Annotated in this window: 18 protein-coding genes; 5 read left to right on the top strand and 13 right to left on the bottom strand. The window is 70.9% G+C overall.

Features of this window, described 5'->3' with window-relative positions:
* Positions 1 to 40 precede the first annotated feature (40 nt).
* Both AC1DP0_RS04330 and AC1DP0_RS04325 read right to left on the bottom strand, forming a co-directional pair.
* A complete protein-coding gene (locus AC1DP0_RS04330; protein WP_478082654.1) occupies positions 41 to 844 on the bottom strand; it encodes a TIM barrel protein in 804 nt (267 codons plus the stop codon).
* The gene (locus AC1DP0_RS04325; protein WP_478082653.1) at positions 844 to 1,872 is read right to left on the bottom strand and encodes a Gfo/Idh/MocA family oxidoreductase; all 1,029 of its coding nucleotides are present in this window, start codon (positions 1,870 to 1,872) and stop codon (positions 844 to 846) included. Before AC1DP0_RS04325 ends, AC1DP0_RS04330 begins: the two co-directional genes overlap by 1 nt.
* Positions 1,873 to 1,990: 118 nt before the next feature.
* Here AC1DP0_RS04325 and AC1DP0_RS04320 point away from each other — a divergent pair, with 118 nt between their 5' ends.
* Both AC1DP0_RS04320 and AC1DP0_RS04315 read left to right on the top strand, forming a co-directional pair.
* Positions 1,991 to 3,016: a LacI family DNA-binding transcriptional regulator gene (locus AC1DP0_RS04320; protein WP_478082652.1), complete on the top strand. Its 1,026-nt coding sequence runs from the start codon at positions 1,991 to 1,993 to the stop codon at positions 3,014 to 3,016.
* Entirely contained in the window at positions 3,013 to 3,804 is a 792-nt protein-coding gene (locus AC1DP0_RS04315) for an alpha/beta fold hydrolase (protein ID WP_478082651.1), read from the top strand. Before AC1DP0_RS04320 ends, AC1DP0_RS04315 begins: the two co-directional genes overlap by 4 nt.
* Positions 3,805 to 4,178: 374 nt before the next feature.
* Here AC1DP0_RS04315 and AC1DP0_RS04310 read toward each other — a convergent pair whose 3' ends face one another.
* Positions 4,179 to 4,838, bottom strand: a complete 660-nt coding sequence (locus tag AC1DP0_RS04310) for a VOC family protein (protein WP_478082650.1) — start codon at positions 4,836 to 4,838, stop codon at positions 4,179 to 4,181.
* A 112-nt stretch (positions 4,839 to 4,950) separates the two neighbouring features.
* Entirely contained in the window at positions 4,951 to 6,537 is a 1,587-nt protein-coding gene (locus AC1DP0_RS04305; protein WP_478082649.1) for an alkaline phosphatase PhoX, read from the bottom strand.
* A gap of 266 nt (positions 6,538 to 6,803) precedes the next feature.
* Here AC1DP0_RS04305 and AC1DP0_RS04300 point away from each other — a divergent pair, with 266 nt between their 5' ends.
* Positions 6,804 to 8,171, top strand: a complete 1,368-nt coding sequence (locus AC1DP0_RS04300) for a ferredoxin reductase family protein (RefSeq protein WP_478082648.1) — start codon at positions 6,804 to 6,806, stop codon at positions 8,169 to 8,171.
* Positions 8,172 to 8,254: 83 nt separating this feature from the next.
* Here AC1DP0_RS04300 and AC1DP0_RS04295 read toward each other — a convergent pair whose 3' ends face one another.
* The 3 genes from AC1DP0_RS04295 to AC1DP0_RS04285 form a co-directional block, all read right to left on the bottom strand.
* Positions 8,255 to 8,629: a YciI family protein gene (locus AC1DP0_RS04295; protein ID WP_478082647.1), complete on the bottom strand. Its 375-nt coding sequence runs from the start codon at positions 8,627 to 8,629 to the stop codon at positions 8,255 to 8,257.
* Between the two features lie 157 nt (positions 8,630 to 8,786).
* Complete coding sequence (locus tag AC1DP0_RS04290) at positions 8,787 to 9,440, bottom strand: O-methyltransferase (protein ID WP_478082646.1); 654 nt, start codon at positions 9,438 to 9,440, stop codon at positions 8,787 to 8,789.
* 110 nt (positions 9,441 to 9,550) lie between these two features.
* Positions 9,551 to 11,143, bottom strand: a complete 1,593-nt coding sequence (locus AC1DP0_RS04285; RefSeq protein WP_478082645.1) for an Hsp70 family protein — start codon at positions 11,141 to 11,143, stop codon at positions 9,551 to 9,553.
* Between the two features lie 216 nt (positions 11,144 to 11,359).
* Between AC1DP0_RS04285 and AC1DP0_RS04280 the strand changes: the two genes are divergently transcribed.
* Complete coding sequence (locus AC1DP0_RS04280; RefSeq protein WP_478082644.1) at positions 11,360 to 11,680, top strand: hypothetical protein; 321 nt, start codon at positions 11,360 to 11,362, stop codon at positions 11,678 to 11,680.
* Positions 11,681 to 11,802: 122 nt separating this feature from the next.
* Positions 11,803 to 12,246: a PA2169 family four-helix-bundle protein gene (locus AC1DP0_RS04275; protein WP_478082643.1), complete on the top strand. Its 444-nt coding sequence runs from the start codon at positions 11,803 to 11,805 to the stop codon at positions 12,244 to 12,246.
* A 117-nt stretch (positions 12,247 to 12,363) separates the two neighbouring features.
* Here the strand turns inward: AC1DP0_RS04275 and AC1DP0_RS04270 are convergent, their stop codons facing one another.
* The 6 genes from AC1DP0_RS04270 to iolB all read right to left on the bottom strand — a co-directional run.
* The gene (locus AC1DP0_RS04270; protein ID WP_478082642.1) at positions 12,364 to 13,368 is read right to left on the bottom strand and encodes a Gfo/Idh/MocA family protein; all 1,005 of its coding nucleotides are present in this window, start codon (positions 13,366 to 13,368) and stop codon (positions 12,364 to 12,366) included.
* 26 nt (positions 13,369 to 13,394) lie between these two features.
* The gene (locus tag AC1DP0_RS04265) at positions 13,395 to 14,327 is read right to left on the bottom strand and encodes a TIM barrel protein (RefSeq protein WP_478082641.1); all 933 of its coding nucleotides are present in this window, start codon (positions 14,325 to 14,327) and stop codon (positions 13,395 to 13,397) included.
* A gap of 32 nt (positions 14,328 to 14,359) precedes the next feature.
* A complete protein-coding gene (locus AC1DP0_RS04260) occupies positions 14,360 to 15,859 on the bottom strand; it encodes a CoA-acylating methylmalonate-semialdehyde dehydrogenase (protein ID WP_478082640.1) in 1,500 nt (499 codons plus the stop codon).
* 52 nt (positions 15,860 to 15,911) lie between these two features.
* On the bottom strand, positions 15,912 to 16,793 hold the full coding sequence (locus tag AC1DP0_RS04255) for a sugar phosphate isomerase/epimerase family protein (protein ID WP_478082639.1): 882 nt from the start codon (positions 16,791 to 16,793) through the stop codon (positions 15,912 to 15,914).
* Positions 16,790 to 18,760 carry a 3D-(3,5/4)-trihydroxycyclohexane-1,2-dione acylhydrolase (decyclizing) gene (gene iolD, locus AC1DP0_RS04250; RefSeq protein ID WP_478082638.1) on the bottom strand — a complete coding sequence of 657 codons (1,971 nt, stop codon included), beginning with the start codon at positions 18,758 to 18,760 and terminating at the stop codon, positions 16,790 to 16,792. The genes AC1DP0_RS04255 and iolD overlap by 4 nt, the downstream gene beginning before the upstream one ends.
* Positions 18,757 to 19,341 (bottom strand): 5-deoxy-glucuronate isomerase (gene iolB / locus AC1DP0_RS04245; protein ID WP_478082637.1); only part of this gene is annotated, 585 nt, incomplete at its 5' end. The genes iolD and iolB, both read right to left, overlap by 4 nt.

Genomic DNA, 19,341 nt, shown 5'->3' with positions numbered 1-19,341 from the left:
GAGCTGCACGGCCGGCTCACCGCGCACGGCGAGGCCCGACTCACCCACTGAAGGCGTCGCGGAACCGCTTGAGGGCGAGCTCGTCGTCGCCCGACGCCCAGCCCTCGAGGCCGACCGGACCGGCATACCCCATGTCCACGAGCGCCCGAGCGATCGCGGGGTAGGCGATCTCGCCGGTGCCTGGTTCGCGGCGCCCCGGCACGTCGGCGACCTGGATCTCCCCGATGTGCGGGAGGGCCCGTCGGCACAGCTCGATGAGGTTCCCCTCGCCGATCTGCGCGTGGTAGAGGTCGAGCATCAGCTTCAGGTGCGGGCTGGCGACGGCCTCGACGAGGGCCAGGCAGTCGGCGGCGGTCGCGAAGGGCACGCCGGGGTGGTCGACGGCCGTGTTGAGGTTCTCGAGGACGAACATGACTCCCACGCGCTGCCCCAGCGCGGCGACGCGGCCGAGCGTGCGCTGCGCGGTCAGCCACATCGGACCGGTGGCGACCGGCTCGGGTCGGACGGGCAGACCTCGGTCGTCGAGGCCCGTTCCGTGCAGGTTGAGCCGAGGGATGCCGAGCCGCTCGGCCACGGGCACCGACTCGGCCGCCGTCGTGAGCAGCTCGTCGGCGCCCTCGGCATCGGAAAGGCGCCCGCGCACGTAGCCGGTCATCGAGGAGTAGACGACGCCCTCCTCGCGCAGGGACTCGAGCTCGTCGATGTCGTGGCGCGTCCAGTCCCAGATCTCGACCTGGAAACCGAGCTCGTGGATGCGGCGCACGCGTTCCGCGAAGGGCAGGTCGACGAAGACCATCTCGGCACTGACGGCGAGCGTGAAAGGGCTCGCGCCCGCTGACGCCATCAGACGCCCGCCCGGTCGGTGTCGCGCACGGCCACGGTGCTGCGGGTCTCGACGGCTTCGATGCAGGCGAGCGCGATCCGGAGCGCGGCACGCGCGTCCTCGCCGCCCACCTGCGTCGGGGTGCCGGCACGGACGGCGGCGCAGAAGGCCGCGAGCTCGCCGGCATACGCGTCGGTGAAGAGGTCGGTGTCGGCGCGGGCCGTCGGGCTGGAGACGCCGGCGGCGCTCCAGTGGGCGGTGCTGAGGTGGGCGGGGCTGCCCGCCGTGACCATGCCGGCCGAGCCGAAGACCTCGCCGCGTACGTCGTAGCCGTAGGCCGCGGAGAAGCTCGCCTCCGCGACGGCAATGGCGCCGTTGTCGTAGCGGATCGTGACGACGGCGGTGTCGAGCAGGCCGGCATCCTTGAAGTCGGGAGCGACGAGCGCGTCGGCCATGACGGAGACCTCGACGGCCGTCGCGCCGGAGTTGAACCAGTTGAGCATGTCGAAGTCATGGATGAGCGTCTGCGTGAAGATCGTCCACAGCGGCACGCCGGCCGGGTTGGCGAGCCCCGGGTCACGGGTCAGCGAGCGCAGCAGCTGGGGCGTGCCGATGCCGCCGGCAGCCACCGTCTCGTGGGCCGTGGCGAAGTCGCGCGCGAAGCGCCGGTTGAAGCCCACCTGCAGGGGTATGCCGGCAGCCCGGCTCGAGGCGATGGCCCGGTCCGCGTCGGCGAGGGTCATCGCCATCGGCTTCTCGACGAAGGCGGCCTTGCCGGCCTCGGCCGCCGCGACGACGAGGTCGGCGTGGGCGGTGCTCGCACACGTGATGGCGACCGCCTCGACCCGCGGGTCGTCGATGAGCGCCTGCGGGTCGGTCAGCCAGTCGACGCCGAGCGACTCGCCGAGGCGCTCGGCGGCGGGGGCCTGGACGTCGGCGACGGCGACCAGCTCGGCCTCGCCGAGGCGGCGCGCCAAGGTGGTGGCGTGGTGGGTCCCGATGCGGCCGGCTCCGATGAGCCCGAACCGGACAGGGGCGATGCGCGTCATGACTGCTCCTTCGCAGGTGGGCACTAGAGCGCTCTAGTGACCTATCCAGTGAAGCCGCTCCCCGCCATGCCCGTCAAGGGCTTGGTCGATTGTTGTGGAGCGCTCTAGAGTCGCCAGCGTGGGATCAGCGAAGGTCACGATGGAGCACGTCGCCGCGCGGGCCGGCGTCTCCCGCGCCCTCGTGTCGATCGTCTTCCGCGGAGTCCAGGGCGCCTCGGACGCCACACGGGAGCGCGTGCTCGCGGCGGCGCGCGAGCTCGACTACCGCCCCGACACCCGCGCCAGTCGACTCGGCAGCAGCCGGACCCGGACGCTCGGGGTCACCTTCCGCGTCGGGCACGCCTTCCACGGCGACCTGCTGGAGAGCCTCTACGTCCACGCGGATGCGGCGGCCTACGAGCTCGTCCTGAGCGGCGTCACGCCCTCACGGTCGGAGGGAGCCGCCGTCGAGACGCTGCTCGCCGAGCGGTGCGAGGGCATCGTCCTGCTCGGCAGCACCCAGTCCGCCACGCAGCTCGGCCGCCTCGCGACGCGGGTGCCGGTCGTCAGTGTCCTGCGCCGGGTCTCCGGCGAAGAGGTCGGCGTCGTGCGCACCGACGACGACTCCGGCCTGCGTCTCGCCGTCGAGCACCTGCGGAGTYTGGGCCACACCCGCATCGCCCTGCTCGACGGCGGCCGCACGGCAGGCGCGGCCGACCGGCGGCGCGGCTACCGCACGGCCATGCGACGCTCGCCGGGGCTCCCTGAGGTCGCCCTGCCCGCGGGCCTCACCGAGCTCGAAGGGGCCGCGGCCGCGCGGGTGTTCCTCGCCCTCGGCGCAGAGGAGCGGCCCACCGCCGTCGCCGCCTTCAACGACCGGTGCGCCATCGGGTTCATCGACGTCGTCCGGCAGGCGGGGGTGCGCGTGCCCGAGGACGTGTCGGTCGTCGGGTTCGACGACATCACCGAGGCCGGCTATCCACACGTCGCACTGACGACGGTGCGCCAGGATGCAGACCGGCTCGGGGCAGAGGCGGTGCGCTCTCTCGCGGACCGCCTCGASGGARCGGCCGCGACCACCCCGGCTCCCGGGCGCACCGTCATCGAGCCCCAGCTCGTCGTGCGTGCCAGCACGGCACGCCTCTCGCGGACGGCACCCGCATGAGGGGACGCGACCTCGGACCGGACGTGCACGAGCACCTGACGACGGTGCAGGGCCGAGTCGTGCGGTCGCTGTCGGTGGGTGAACAGCCGGCCAGCGCGAAGCCGCTCGTCGTCGTCGTGCCCGGTCTGGGACTCCCCTTCTACACGCTGGCGACGGCCCGGGCGCTCGTCGCCCGCGGGCTCGACGCCACCGTGCTCGACCTGCCCGGCTTCGGCTCGGGCCGTCCGTGGCCGACGCGCCCGGGCATCCACGCCATCGGGCTGACCGCCGCCCGCTGGATCGAGGCGACAGCGGCCCGACGCCCGGTCGTCGTGCTGGGTCACTCGACGGGTGCGCAGGCGGCCCTGACCGCCGGTCTCGCGCTGAGCGCCCGCCGGCGAGCCTTCTCCGTCGTCCTGGCCGGCCCGACTTTCGCACCGGAGCAGCGGCGCCTGCCGACGCTCGCAGCGGCCACTCCGTTCGCGTATCGCGACGACCGTCCGGACGAGTTCGACCCGGCCGAGCTCTACCGCGGCCGCGCTGCCATCGTCGCGATCCTGCGCTCGGGCCTGCGTGATGCGCCCGACCAGCGCATCGCACGCCTCCCGGTGCCCGTGACGGTGACCGCCGGTGTGCACGACGCCTTCGTCCCGGGCCACTGGCTCGAGCAGCTGGCCCTCTCGGCCCGCGCGGCGCCGACCGTGCGGACGTCCCGGCTCGGCGGATCGCACAACAACCTCTTCACCCACCCCGACGAGGTCGCCGATCTCGTCGTCCTCRCCGCCGAGGATGCCACTCGAGCGGGCTGAAAGACCGAGACCCGGGCGCGCCGAGGGGCACGCCTCTGGCACGTTGGGGCCCATGCCGACCTACACGTCGACGACGGGAGCGAGCTCACCTATCGCGTCGACGGATCCGGGGAGCTCCTCAGCCATTCGGTCGGCGGCTCGGTCACCCTCGTGTATGCCGCCCGGCATCCTTCGCGGGTCCGTCGCCCGGTGCTCGTCACCGCGGGCACCGCGGCCGTGGGGCCTCGACGTGACCGACGACGAGTGGGACGCACGGGCGGCCCTCCGCAATGCGGAGCCGTATTCACGGACGCGAAGGCGGCCTTCGAGGCCGACGACGGCAGCCCGGCGACACGGCAGGCGATGTCGCCCTTCCTGCACGGCCCAACGACGCCTCAGTCGCCGGGAACGGGGTCGCGGCCCTGCCACGTGCACACACACGCCTCGTTGCCCTCGGGGTCGGCGAGGATCCAGAAGGCCGGCGCGCTCGCGTCGGAGACGAGACGCCCACCCGCCGCAAGAGCTCGCTCGATGCGCCCGGCGGCCTCGTCGTGCGCGACGGTGACGTCGAGGTGGATCCGGTTGCGCTGTGGCCGGGGCTCGTCCATCTGCTGGAACCAGACCGCCGGGCCCAACCGGAGCGGGTCCTGCACGTCGTTGCGGGCGATGACGTCCCAGCCGAGGACGGCGTCCCAGAAGGGCCGGACGGCATCGATGTCCATGGCGTCGATGGCGATCTCGACCACGGTCAACGTGCCGGGCTCGGACTGCAGACCCATCTCGGCGACGACCGCGTCGACGGCCCGCCCGACGGCGATGTCGTGGGCCGTCACCCCACCGGCCTGCTCGGTCGACACGACCAGATGGACGACGTCGCCCCGCACGTCGAGGTCGGGCGATCGACCGAGGCTCGCCGTCGCCTCGGCGACACGCGCGACGAAGGCGAAGGCGGCCGCCGCATCGGCAGCGCGCACCGTGAGGTGCATCCGCTGGAGCAGGAACCGCCAGGTGGGCAGTGCGTCGGACGCCGCCCGACGCGTGAGCTTGTCGGCCATGCGCCGACCGTAGCCCTCGACGCCGACATGCCGGGCCCGATCCGCCAGCGCCTGCTCCAGGTCGAGGTCGCCGACCCGCGAACTCCGCGGGCCGGCCGCCTCGAACCGGTCGTCAGCTGCCGTTCCAGCTGATCTCCCACGTCGTGTTGTCGCCGTGCTGCTGGGTCCAGAAGGTGCGCCACGCCGGCGACGTCGTGGGGCGGGGCAGCTTGGCGCCGAGGAGCCCGGCCACCGTCGGGTCGCCGTCGGACACGTGGATACCGGTGATCTCGTTGTCGCCGTCGTTGTAGGCCGGTCCGCCCATCGCGTCGAACGTCGCCGACGCGTCGCGGCCCTCGGCGAGGAAGCGAACGGGCCGTGGAGCGCGGCCGCGGGCCGCGGCATACGACCCCTCATCCTCGCGATCGTGGCCGAGGTCGAAGACGTAACCGGAGTCCAGCGCGTTGCGCTGGGTGTGGAGGCTGTCGCCGGCGTCCTCGACGACGAGGAGGTCGTCGGCCGTCGCGAAGGCGATGTTGTCGAAGCCGGTGTGCTCCTTGTCGCCGACCGCGGCGATCGAGATGTGACCGGTGTCGGCGCCGGCGCTCTGCTGCGAGATGCGGAAGACGCCGCCGTACGCACCAGGGAGGGTGCTCGAGGTGCTCGTGTCGCCGGTCTCGGTGAAGTAGAACTCCTTGAAGCCGGTGCCGGGACGGAAGACGCCGTTCTCGGGGCGCTTGAGCGGCGTGGCGTCGGCGGGCTTCGCGGCGGCTGTGGCGTCGAAGGCCTCCGTCGTGCCCGTGTGGATGGTGACCCACCTCGTGGTGAAGGACGAACCGTACGTGTGAAGCTCGCCGATGAAGGGGTCCGACGGGTTGGACTGGAGCTGCGACGTCGTGGCCGGGGACCCGTCGCAGCGCTGGATCTGCAGGGCCTGGAGCTTGCCCCCCTTGGTGAGGTCGGTCTTGTCGGTCGGGACGAAGCGGTAGACGAAGCTGTTGGGGACCTTGCCGCCACCCGCAGCCGCCCCGCCGATGTCCTCGACCATCCAGACGTTRCCGTCGGCGTCGTTCTGGATGCCCTCGTAGCCACCCGAGCCGAGGGCGCCCAGGCGCGTCGCCCTGCCGCCGTCGACCGGGTCGCCCTTGGCGTCGAGACCGACGCCGAAGACGCCGCCCCTGGGTGAGCTCGACTCCGCCGTGAGGAGCAGCTGCTGGCTGAACGGGTCCCACATGATGCCGTCGATCGTCGGGTAGGCGTTGCCGCCCGAGTCGGTGTCGGAGATGAGCGTGACCCGCTTGTGCGGGTCCGTCTCGTCGAGGTTGATGCGCGTGACGTAGCCGCGCGGACCGATCTCGTGGCCCTGGTAGAGGTAGTGCTTGCCGCCGAGGACGAGGTAGACGTTCTTGTCGGGCTCCGTCTTGTGGGCCTCGTTCGTCGTCTGGGTGAGCGGCGCACCGTCGAGCGTGTTGTAGCCGTAGTGCGTGACCCCGTTGGCGGTGTCGGGGTTCGTCAGGGGCAGGTTGCCCCAGGCGACCGACGTCTGGGTGGCCGACGGCCCCAGGACGTTGTTCTGGACGCCGAACTTCGGGTTGGCGTGTGGGACGTCGACGACCGGCAGGCCGCCGTGCGCATCGGCAGAGGAGCCGCCGAGGGCGAGGGCGGCGGCCGCGGCGAGCGTGCCGACGAGCCCGGCCCTGATGAGGGAGGGAGTGTTCACGGAGAAGCCTCTCGCGCATGGGGACTCAGGTGTCCGAAGGTGAGTTGTCAGACGCCTCAGACCTTTCTGCGAGCGCCCTGCGAATCCGGTGAACTGCCGAAGAGCTCTCCGGGACATTTCGGTGAAGTCGCCGGGGCGGGCCCTGCATCAGGCGCACCGGGCGCCCCGGAGGCTGCATCGCTTTGCCGCTCACCGCCCGGGGCCGGGCGGGTACGTCAGTGGTGCTCGTGCGCGATGCCGCGCGCCTCGGAGCGGAAGGGGGGAGCATGGCCGTCCGGACCTCGGTGCGACACCGGCGGCCCTACCGCGGATCGCACACCGTGACACGCGTGGTCGGTTCCGCCTCGATCGCCACACTCGTCATCGGTTTCGCGGTGCTCTGGTTGCTCGCTCGGCCACGTGGGGAGGTGGGGCCGTTCGTCGGCCAGCTGGTCGGGGCCGAGGGCGTCCTGCTCATGTCGGTCGGCCTCGTCCTCATCAGCACCCTGCGCTGGGTGGAGCAGTTCTTCGACGGGGTCGACAAGGCCGCCATGTGGCACCGCCGCGTCGCCATCGCCGGCACGATCCTCGTCGGCGTCCACATCGCCACGACAGGCAACCGCCACCCCACCCACCTCGGCCCGACGCTCGGCACGATCGGCATCGTGGGCCTCGCCACGCTGACCGTCTGGGCCATCGCCCCGCGCTGGCGCTCTCTCACCCCTCGCCGCCTGCGCCATCCGGTGGAGCGCCTCATGGAGACATCCGTGGTCCAGCTCGTCGGGCGGCGGGTCGGCGGCTACGGGCTGTGGCGGGGGTTTCACCGGCTCACCGGCGCCTTCCTCGCCTTCGGCTTCGTGCACGGTGTCATGGACTCGACCGTCTTCGGCTCGCAGCTGTTGCGCTGTTCCTATCTCGTCGTGGGGGGCGTCGGGCTCGCCTTCTACCTGTATCGCGAGCTGCTGGCACGGCACATCGCCCACACCCACGACTACGAGGTGTCATCGGTCGAGCCCATCGACGACGCCTCCTACGAGATCTGGCTGCGACCGCTCGGGGATCGCTTCGCCTTCCGCCCGGGACAGTTCGCCCTGGTCAACCTCGAGGCCCGGGACGGCTGGCACCGCCACCCCTTCACCATCGCCAGCGGCCCCCAGGAGCAGCAGGTCCGCATCACCGTGCGCGCGCTCGGCGACTTCACCTCGAGCATCGGCGAGCTCATCGAGCCCGGTATGCCGGCCGTCATCAGCAGCCCGCAGGGGCACTTCGACTACACCCGCGGCAGGGAGCACCAGGTGTGGGTCGCCGGGGGCATCGGCGTCTCCCCCATGCTCAGCTGGCTCCGCTCCGCGGAGCCCGGCGGGCTGCCGCACCGGGTCGACTTCTTCTACACGGCCCGCGGACCCGCTCCCCTCGCCGACGAGGTCGCCCACCTCACGGACCACCACGACGAGCTCCACCTACACCTCGTCGACACCACGGCCTCGCCACGACTGACTGCCGCGCACATCCTCGAGACCGCGGACACGGATTCTCGCCAGCTGTCGGCCTTCCTCTGCGGACCCGAGCAGATGGTGAGCACGCTCCAACGAGAGCTCGTACGAGCGGGCGTCAAGTCGGCCAACGTCCACCGCGAGTTCTACAACCTGCGCTGAAGCCATCGGGCCCTTCCGAGCGAGGAGAGCCTTGGGAGGGGGGCCGACTGATGTCACGGCACGCCCAGCGTCGTGCCTCACCTTCAGTCGCCAGGCGCCTCCGGGCCCGTGGAGATCTGGCGCAGGGTCGAGATCACCGTGACCTCAGGCCAGTACCTGGCGTGCAGCTCCGCGAACTTCCGCTGGTCGGCCACGGCTTCTTCGAGGGTGTCGTACTGCAGGATCGACCAGCCTCCGATGACCTCTTTCGCCTCGGCGTACGGTCCGTCGTGCTGGCTGATCTCGCCCTGGCGGACCACGAAGTTCACGGCGTCCTCCGTGCCGTACAGACCACCGCCGTCGAGGAACACGCCGGCAGCGGCCCGTTCGCCGATGTGCGCGTCCATCGCATCGAAGAGTGCCTGTGGCGGTGTGCCGATTCCCTCTTCCATTCTCACAAATCCCATGAAACGCGGCATGACAGTCACTCCTAGATGGTTGTCGGGGTGTCACTTGGCACTCGTACGTCGAACCGACGGCACGGTCTTCGACATCCACATCGAACGTGTCTGGCAAGGCTGCCGCCCCGTCCTGTCTGGCGCCATCACGTCGGGTCACGCTCGCCGCGGTCCCGCGTCACCGCCGGCGGGCGATGGTCAGTCCGTCGAAGGCGGTCAGGACCACGGTCTCGACCCGATCGTCAGTGACGACAAGGTCGTTGAAGGCGCGCAACGCAGTGGTGTCCGTGTCGGTGACGTCGGGATCGGTGATCCGACCGCTCCACAGGACGTTGTCGGCCAGCAACAGCCCGCCGGGGCGAACCCGCGGCACCAGCTCCTCCCAGTAGGCGGCATACCCGGGCTTGTCCGCGTCGATGAAGACCAGATCGATGTCGGCGGACGCGGGCAGGGCCCGCAAGGTGTCGAGTGCAGGCGCGATACGCAGCTCGATCCGGTCGGCGAGGCCGGCCGAGACCCAGGCACGTCGACCGATCTCGGTCCACTCTGCGCTGACGTCGCAACACAGCAACGAACCTCCCTCGGCCAGGCCACGAGCGATGCACATGCTCGAGTAGCCGGTGAACGTCCCCACCTCGACCGCCCGGCGCGCTCCGACCAGCCGGGTGAGCATGGTGAGCAGCTGGCCTTGGTCGTCRCCGATCTGCATGCCCGCCGCGTCTCCGAGCCTGGCAGTCTCTGCCTGAAGCCCACGCACCACAGGGTCGGGACGCCAGGTTCCGTGAGCGACGGCGTAGGAGCGAATGACGTCCGTTACCGGGAAGCTACGCATCCTCGGACGCTACGCCACTGCCCCCTCGTTGAGGACCTACTCGGACCTACTCGGACCTGCTCCGTCTGCCGAGGCGCACTGCCACCCTTCAGCTCGCGGGTGGAGACGGGTCAGACGTGGAGCACGTGCTCCTGGCGGTAGCCGGTCGTGAGATCGGTGAGGGACAGCTCGATGATGCCGGCCGGGTCGACGGTGTAGCGCTCCTCGAGCAACGGGCCGGCCTCGAGGCGCACGATGGGCATCTCGCGCAAGGGCGACGCCTCGTCGGGCGTGCCGCCTCCGCTCCCGCTCACCGTCCGCTGCAGCTCCGGGTCGAACGGGAAGACGATCTGCGCCACCGGCGCGAGGTCCCCGCGGGGCTCGCCCTGGTCGTCGACGGAGGAGTACTCCACGAACCGGAACCAGCCGATGTTGTGGGCGGCCTGGTAGCGGCGCGTCACGACGACCGGCCCGGCGGAGGCCGGGTCACCGAGCGCGTCGGTGGTCCGGAGCGACCGGTCCAGCACCGGGTCGAAGGACACCGCGGCGCCGCCCTCGCGCTCACGGAAGACGCCGAAGCCGCGCGAGAGCCGATCGCGCAGCGAGAATCCCGCGTCGGGGTCGGCTGCGATGGCCAGGCCAATCGCCGTGGAGGCGCCCGGCATCGGTGAGCGGTGCACACGGCGGCCGAACCGTGACCGTAGCGACCGGGGCACCAGCGGCAGTCCGCTCGCTCCGCCGACGATGTAGATGCCGGCCACTCCCTGGAGCTCGTCACCGTCCCCGTCGGGCGAGCTGAGGGACTGCACCAGCGGCTCCATCGCCTCGGTCGTCGCCGTGACCAGGGGCGTCACGGCGGCGTAGAAGTCGTCGACGGGGACGGTCACCGCGGTGCCGGCCCCGCCGTCGTCAGCGGGCACCTCGACCGCGACCCTGCGTGACTGCGGACCGATGCGCTCCTTGGCCTCGCGGCACTCCTCGAGCAGGCTCGCCCACGACGCTTCGGACAGCTCGGTCCCCGAACGGCCGGCAACCTGCAGGGCGGCCTCTGCGAGGGCGTGGTCGAAGTCGTCGCCGCCGAGCCGGTTGACGCCGAAGGAGTCGAGCACCTCGTGGTGGGTGCCCGACAGTCGCAGCAGCGACGCGTCGAAGGTGCCGCCCCCGAGGTCGTAGACGACGACAAGGTCGCGCCGGGAGGTGATCGAGCGGGCCTGCCGGTGCGCGAACTCGAAGCTGGCGGCCGACGGCTCGTTGACCAGCCCCGCCACGTCGAAGCCAGCACGTCGGCACGCCTCGAGGGTCAGGAAGCGCTGGGCGCTGTTGGCCTGGGCCGGCACCCCCAGCATGGCGCGGGGCGGGGTCGTCCGGTCGAGCCGGCCCTCGATGCTGGACGCGGTATGCAGCGCGTCCAGCACAGCGGAGAAGTGGCCGGTCAGCACGTCGAAGAGCGGCACCTCCCGGTCACCGAGACGCATCAGCGTCTCTGGAGTGACCCGGGGCTCGGCGAGGAGGCGCTTGAACGAGCGGGCACACGGCATACCGCGTCGGGCAGCCTCCAGCGCCGCGAAGCCGTAGACCAGGGTGCCGGCGTCGTCGGCGACGACGGAGGGGAAGTGGTCACGGGCATCGGCGTCCTCGTCGAGGAAGGACACCACCGGGTAGTTGCCGCGGTCGCCGTGGGCCACGACGGTGTGCGTGGTGCCGAAGTCCAGGCCGAGATCCATCCTCCAAGGCTAGGCGGCAGCGCCGAGACCACCGACCTGGGCGACCAGCTGACGAGACGGCTCGTGGGCTGGCTCAGGCGTTTATCGCCGTCCCCGGCGTCACCCGGGTCGCTTGCCGGATGTCGCTCTTGACCGGTTCATTCGTGTCCCTGGGCGCGCCTCATCCGCGACGATGTCAGAGGGGAGCACGCGCGGGCCATCGAAAGGGGCGCCCCCATGAGAAATGCGGTCAAGGCGTTCGCACCGCACTCCGGGATCGGTTGGATCGCTGTCGCCCTCGGGTTCGGGGTCGCTGTCGCCAGCCTCCTGCTCTACTACGTGTCCGACGCGGTCACGAACGGGGGGTCGGAGTCGGCGCCCCTGTGGCTGCACGTGCTCGTTCCCGTGGCCGTCCTCGCCGTCGCGCTCCCCGCGGTCGTCGTGGGCTTCCGGTCCCGCCGCACGGATCCTTCGACCCTGGGCACCATCGCCCTTGCCGTCGCAGGCGTGCTCGGCGGCTGGTCCGCCATCAGCGGGGTGGCCGGCTTCTTCTCCTAGTGCGCCGAGAGGCCACGGATCGAGCGTGCAGATGGGCCTCCAGCGACGGCGGTGGTGACGGTTGCGCGACCGCCCCGGCGGGTAGGACCCGGGAGTCCAGCACACCGATCGAAGGAGCGCACATGTCGGACGACGCAAAGGTCGCCAAGGAGCTCGTGGAGACCCTGAAGGACGGCGAGCGAGGCTTCGCCTCCGCTGCCGAGAAGCTGCGGGACAGCGACCGCGCCGAGTGGGCCACCACCCTGCAGCGTCTCGCCGAGCAGCGCGCCGGCTTCCGGAGCGAGATCGTCGCCATGGGCCACGAGTACGGCGATGACGTGGACGAGAGCGGCTCCGCCGCTGCGGCCCTGCACCGCGGATGGATCTCGCTCAAGGACGCCCTGACCGGTGACGACGCGGGCAGCGTCCTCGGTGCCGCGGTCACGGGCGAGGACCACGCGGTCTCGGAGTACGAGAAGGCCGAGCAGGCCGACCTGAGCGCAGGCTTCCGTGAGGTCGTGGCCCGCCAGCACGCCGCCATCGTGGCCGCCCGCGACGAGGTCAAGGCGCTCCAGATCGCTGACTGACCGACACGCGATCGGCCACACCGGTCGGTAGACCGAGGGTCCACACCCCTCCGAGGCGTCAGCCTGGGAGGGGTGTTCGCGTGCCCGCATCGCCATCCCCTGACCGGAGCGGCGCTGTCAGGCGTAGAAGGCGGGCTGGTCGATCATCTCGACCCTGACGACGCCGTCGTCGGTGAGCGCACGGACACCGGCGTCGCAGACGCACGCCGCGGCATACCCGTCCCACGACGTCGAGCCGGTGTGCTCCCCCCGCGCCACGGCGCTGATCCACTCCTGCACCTCGGTGACGAACGCCCCCCAGAAGCGCTCGTTGTGGTCGCGGGCGATCGAGTTGCGGTGGCCCGAGCCGTCGCGGACCTCGACGGCGTTCTGGTCGGCCAGCGACACCGTGCCCTTCTCGGCGACGGCCTCGCAGCGGATGTCGTAGCCGAACTGGCAGTTGACGAAGATCTCGTCGTCGACCCGCACGCCCGACTCCGTCTCGAGGATGAGCACGAGCGGGTCCTGGAGGTGCTCGAAGCGCAGGGACGTCTTCTTCGGCTTGTCGACGCGCGCCGAGACGAACTCCTCGCCCAGCAGCCACCGCATGGTGTCGATCTCGTGGATCGCGGTGTCGTTGATCGCCATGTCCCACGTGTAGTGCTCGGGGACCGTCGGGTTGCGGTGCGCGCAGTGCACCATGAGCGTCTCGCCGAGCTCCCCCGAGTCGAGCAGGGCCTTCATCTGCCGATAGCTCCGGTCGAAGCGCCGCATGAACCCGACCGTCACGAGACGCTGCCTGCCGGCCTGCTCGGCCTCCATGATCCGCAGTGCGGCTTCAGCCGTCGGCGTCAGCGGCTTCTCGCAGAAGACCGGCTTGCCGGCTGCGATGCAGGCGAGGACGTCGACCTCGTGGGCCGGGCCGTAGCTGCAGATCATGACGGCGTCGACCTCATGGGCACCGATGAGGCTCGCCGAGTCGGGGTATGCCGTCGCCCTGATCCGGGCGGCCACCTCCTTCGCGCGCACCTCGTCGACGTCGCTCACCGCGACGACGCGGCCGCCCGCGATGACGGTGTGGATGCGGTCGATGTGGGCCTGCCCCATGCCGCCGGGGCCGATCATGCCGATGCGAACGGTCATTGGTGTGACTCCTTCGTCACTGGGGCTCAGCGGAGGCCGAGGCCGATGGACGCGAGGTACTCGCGGGTCTGGATGGCGTTGGGCAGCGGGTAGGTCGGGTCGCACGGGTACATGTCCTGCTCGCACACGACGTAGAGCTCCTTGTCGAGGTCGGCGAGGGCCTCGACGAAGGCCGGCATGTCGGGCGCACCGGCCGGCGGCGCGACCGAGCACCCCTTGGCGACGGCGAGACCGAAGGGCCAGTCCTCGTCGTGCGCCTGCTTGACGAGGCCCTCGTCCATCGCCTTGATGTGGACGTAGGAGATGCGCTCGGGGTACTTGCGGCACAGCTCCATCGGGTCGCCGCCGCCGTAGACGATGTGGCCGGTGTCGAGGCAGAAGCCGACATAGTCGGGGTCGGTCGCCTGGAAGACGCGGTCGATGTCGTCCGGCGTCTCGATGTGGCTGTCCCCGTGCGGGTGCAGCACCATCTGGAGGCCGTAGTCCTCCTTCATGATGCGACCGAGCCTGTCGGCGTTGCTGATGTAGGCGTTCCACGCCTCCGTCGACAGCACGCGGTCGTCGGTGTAGTCCCACGTCTTCTCGTCGCGGAACATCGGGGGCAGGTGCACGATGTACTCCGCCCCGACGGCCGCGTGCGTCTCGGCGATCTCGCGGAACGTCTTCTCCGTGTCGGCCCACGCCTCCGGCTTGTGGAGGATGCCCCACCCGGTGCCCGCGACGACCTGGAAGCCGCGCTTGTCCATCTCCTCCTGCAGGCGCTTCGGGTCCTTGGGGAAGTACCCGAAGGGCCCTGTCTCCATCACCGAGAAGCCGGCCTCGGCCATCTCGTCGAGGGCGGTCTCCCAGTGGATCTGCTTGTCGTCCTCGGGGAACCACACGCCCCACTGGTCGGGACAGACGCCGATCGTCAGCTTGCGGTAGCGCTCGTCGGTGTTGCGGGCCTTGGACTCGGCCATCGTTGGTCGTTCCTCTCGAAAGGTCTTAAGAGTCAGTCGTTCTGGGGGAAGCCGAGGTTGAGGCCGCCGTGGCTCGGGTCGAGCCAGCGCGACGTGACGACCTTGCCGCGGGTGAAGAAGTGGACGCCCTCCATGCCGTGGGCGTGCGTGTCGCCGAAGAGGGAGTTCTTCCACCCGCCGAAGGAGTAGTACGACACCGGCACCGGGATCGGCACGTTGACGCCGACCATGCCGACCTCGACGTTGCGCTGGAACTTGCGGGCCGCCCCACCGTCGTTCGTGAAGATCGCCGTGCCGTTGCCGTAGGGGTTGCTGTTGATGAGCTCCAGCCCCTCGTCGTAGGAGTGCACGCGCACGACCGACAGCACCGGGCCGAAGATCTCGTCGTCGTAGAGCGACATGCCGGGCTTGACGTTGTCGAAGAGCGTCGGCGCGAGGAAGTAGCCCTCGCCGTCCGCGTCGTAGTCGTCCCGGCGCCCGTCGACGACCAGCGTCGCCCCCTCGGACACCCCGGCATCGAGGTAGGACGTCACCTTGTCGCGGTGCTGGGACGTCACGAGCGGGCCCATGTCACAGCCGCGGGTGCCGTCGCCGGTGACGAGCTTGCCCATCCGGTCCTTGATCTTGCTGATCAGCTCGTCGGCGATCGGCTCGACCGCGACGAGGGCCGAGATCGCCATGCACCGCTCCCCCGCCGAGCCGAAGCCGGCGTTGACGGCGGCGTCCGCGGCGAGGTCGAGGTCGGCGTCGGGCAGCACGAGCATGTGGTTCTTCGCGCCCCCGAGGGCCTGGACGCGCTTGCCGTGCGCCGTGCCCGTCTCGTAGACGTACTTCGCGATCGGGGTCGAGCCGACGAACGACACCGACTTGATGTCGGGGTGGGTCAGCAGGGCGTCGACCGCCTCCTTGTCGCCGTTGACGACCTGCATGACGCCGTCGGGCAGCCCCGCCTCCTTCCACAGCGCCGCGATGGCGAGCGCCGCAGACGGGTCCTTCTCCGACGGCTTGAGCACGACGGCGTTGCCGCACGCGATCGCGACGGGGATGAACCACATCGGCACCATGGCCGGGAAGTTGAACGGCGAGATGACGGCCACGACCCCGAGCGGCTGGCGGATCGAGTAGACGTCGACGTTGGTCGAGGCGTTCTCGGAGAAGCCGCCACGCATGAGCGTCGGGATGCCGCAGGCGAACTCGGCGACCTCGAGGCCGCGGGTCACCTCACCGAGCGCGTCGGAGAGCACCTTGCCGTGCTCCGCCGTGATGAGCGCGGCAATGTCCTCCTTGCGGTCGTTGAGCAGCTCGCGGAAGGCGAAGAGCACGGCCGTCCGCTTCGCGAGCGAGGCGTCGGCCCAGCCGTCCCACGCGCCGGCCGCGCTCTTGACGACCTCGTCGACGAGCGAGGCCGAGGCGAGGTCGAGCACGCCGGTCTGCTCGCCCGTCGCGGGGTTGAAGACGGGCGACGTGCGCTCGGCGGTGCCGGACCACGACTGGCCGTCGATGAGGTGGGTGATGCGGGTGGGCGTGCTCATGAGGGTTTCCTTCTCTTGCAAGCTGGTTCAGGGGTATGCCGGGTGGCCGGCTTCAGGGTGAGACGAGCGTGGCCGGGGTGGCCCACTTGTCGAGGTAGGAGCGGATCGAGTCGCGCATGTAGGTGCTCGACTCGCGGGCACGGTCCTCCCACGCGAAGACACACGACGTGACGATGCCGTCGAAGCCGATGCGCTCGAGACCGCTGAAGAGCTGCTCGAAGTCGACCTCGCCCTGGCCGATGTCGAGGTGCTGGTGCACCGTGACCTGTGAGCCGGGCGGGTTGACGATGTAGCGCAGCCCCGACGACGCCGTGTGGTCGTAGGCGTCGGCGACGTGGACCATCGTCAGCAGGTCGCCCGCCTTGTCCATGATCCCGTCGCAGTCGTTGCCCTGGTGGAAGGTGTGCGGCGCGCAGTAGAGGAACGACACGTTCGCGCTGTTGATCCCCTTGATGAGGTCGACGGCGCGCTTGCCGTCCTCCTCCCAGTCGTCGGGGTGCGGCTCGAGCACGAGGCGGATCCCCTCCTTCTCGAAGACCGGCAGCAGCTGCTCCATGGAGCGCCAGAACATCCGCTCGCAGACCGCGGCCTCGCGCGGGTTGCCGTTGAACTCCGAGTTCATCGTGTCGACGCCGAGGTCGCTGGCGATCTGGATGGCGCGCGTCCAGTAGCGCACGGCCGCCTGACGGTCCTCCTCGTCGGGTCCCGACCATCGGAAGAGCGGGAGCACCGAGGACACCCCGACACCGGCCACGGCGAGCGCCTTGCGGAACGATGCGACCCCGGCGTCGTCGACGCGTGGGTGGTTGAAGAACGGGATGAAGTCGTCACGCGGCGAGAGCTCGATCCACTCGAAGCCGAGGTCGGCCACGAGAGAGGGCAGCTCGAGCAGCGGCGTCTCGCGGAACATGTACGGGTCGAGGGCGAGCTTCATGACGAGGACTCCGGGTCAGAGGCGATGCGGGCGGGGGTGACGAACGGACGCTGGGTGGCCTTGTGCTCGACGTACTCGGCGTATGCCGTCTGCGTCGTGTCGAGGTCGCTGACCTCCGAGACCGGCACGTCCCACCACGACGAGCTGTCCGGTGCGTGCACGAGCGGGTCCGTCTCGACGTGGATGACGACGGGTCCGCCGTCCGTCGGCCACGCCTTGGCCTCCTTGACCGCCTGGTGCAGCTCATCGAGCGAGTGCACCTCGATGACGTGCGCCCCGAGCGAGCGGGCGTTGGCGGCGAGGTCGACCGGCAGCACGTCGCCGTCGAGACGCCCCGACGACTCGCCGCGGAAGCGGTAGCTCGTGCCGAAACGTTGCGAGCCGAGCGACTCCGAGAGCGACCCGATCGAGTGGAAGCCGTGGTTCTGCACGAGGACGACGATGACCTTGACCCGCTCCTGGACCGCAGTCACGAGCTCCGTCGGCATCATGAGGTAGCCGCCGTCGCCGACCATCGCGAAGACGTCACGAGACTCGTCGGACAGCCGGATGCCGATCGAGGCGGGCACCTCGTAGCCCATGCAGGAGTAGCCGTACTCGACGTGGTAGGCCTTGCGGTCTCTCACCCGCCACAGCTTGTGGATGTCGCCGGGCATCGAGCCGGCCGCGCAGAGCACGACGTCGCGCGGGTCGCTGAGCTCGTTGACGGCGCCGAGCACCTGGCCCTGGGTCAGCAGTCCGTCGGCCAGCCTGTCGGTCACCTCGGCGGCGGGGTGGAAGGCGGCCTCGACCGAGGCGTCCCACTCGGCCCACAGCGCAGCCTGGCGCGACCGGTAGGCGTCGTCGACGGCATACCCCTCGAGGGCGGCGGTCAGCGCGGTCACCGCTTCCCGGGCGTCGGCGACGACGGACAGACCGGCGTGCTTGCCCGCGTCGAAGCGGGCGACGTTGACGTTGACGAAGCGCACCCCGTGGTCCTGGAAGGCGGTCCGCGACGCCGTGGTGAAGTCGCTCCAGCGCGTGCCGATACCGACGACGACGTCCGCCTCGGCGGCGAGGGCGTTGGCGGCGGTCGTTCCGGTCGAGCCGACGGCACCCATCTCCTGCGGGTGGCCGTGCGGCAGCGAGCCCTTCCCGGCCTGCGACTCCCCGACGGGGATGCCGGTCACCTCGCAGAACGCGCGCAGCGCGTCCTCCGCTCCCGAGTAGTGCACTCCGCCACCGGCGACGACGAGCGGCCGCTTCGCCGACCGGATGACGGCCGCGGCGTCCGCGACGTCGACCGCCTCGGGCAGCGGACGGGCCACCCGCCACGTGCGCGGCGCAAAGAGCTCCACCGGCCAGTCGTGCGCCTCGGCCTGGACGTCCTGCGGCAGTGCGATCGTCACGGCCCCGGTCTCGACGGGGTCGGTGAGCACCCGCATCGCCCCGAGCAGCGCCGACGGCAGCTGCTCCGGACGGCTGACCTGGTCGAAGAACCTCGACAACGGTCGGAAGGCGTCGTTGACCGTCACGTCGGCCGCATACGGCAGCTCGAGCTCCTGGAGCACCGGGGCGCTGACGCGGGTCGCGAACGTGCCGGACGGCAGCAGCAGCACCGGGATCCGGTTGATCGTCGCCAGCGCCGCACCCGTCAGCATGTTCGTCGAGCCGGGTCCGACGGAGGCGGTGCACGCCCACGTCTGGAGGCGGTCCTTCTGACGGGCGTAGGCCACGGACGTGTGGACCATCGCCTGCTCGTTGCGGGCCAGGACGTAGGGCAGGTGCTGGTCCCCGTCGGCCAGCTCGTTCTGCAGCAACGCCTGGCCGATACCGGCGACGTTGCCGTGGCCGAAGATCCCGAAGCACCCGGCGAAGAGCTTCTGCCGCTCGCCGTCCCGCTCGCTCCACTGGTTCGCGAGGAACCGGACCACGGCCTGGGCCACGGTCAGGCGCACCGTGGCTGCCTGCTGGGTGTCGCTCGTCATCGAGCACCTCCAAGGGGAAGTCGGGGGTCGACCGGCTGGCCGGACCAGGTGTCGCGGACCCAGCCGTGGGCGGGGTCGTCGCAGATGAGCCAGGCCCGCTCCGCTCCGGGGCCGGCCATGACGTTGAGGTAGTAGAGGTCGTAGCCGGGGACGGCCATCGCGGGCCCGTGCCAGCCGTGCGGCACGAGGACGACGTCGCCCGACCGCACCTCGGCGAGCACGTCGATCGGGCGCTCGTCGGTGCCGTAGACACGCTGGTAGCCGACGGGACTCGCGTCCGCGGCCTCCGGCGCCCCGGCCGATGGAGCCACCTGAAAGTAGTAGATCTCCTCGAGCTCGGTCTCGACGCCCGGGCGCTCCTCGTCGTGCTTGTGCGGCGGGTAGGAGCTCCAGTTCCCGCCCGGCGTGATCACCTCGCAGGCGATGATCGAGTCGGCGTCGAGCACGCCCGGGATGCCGAAGTTGCGGACTTCCCGCGACGCGACCCCGGCGCCACGCAGCTCGACGGGCACGTCCGCGACGTCCACGTGGCGGAACGGCGGCGTGTGCCGTTCCGCCGCGCGGGCGCCGCACACCGCGAC

Source organism: Terrabacter sp. P5_B1 (genome assembly GCF_056400505.1).
The sequence above is the reverse complement of the archived record's forward strand: the minus strand, read 5'-3'. Positions and strand labels throughout refer to the sequence as shown.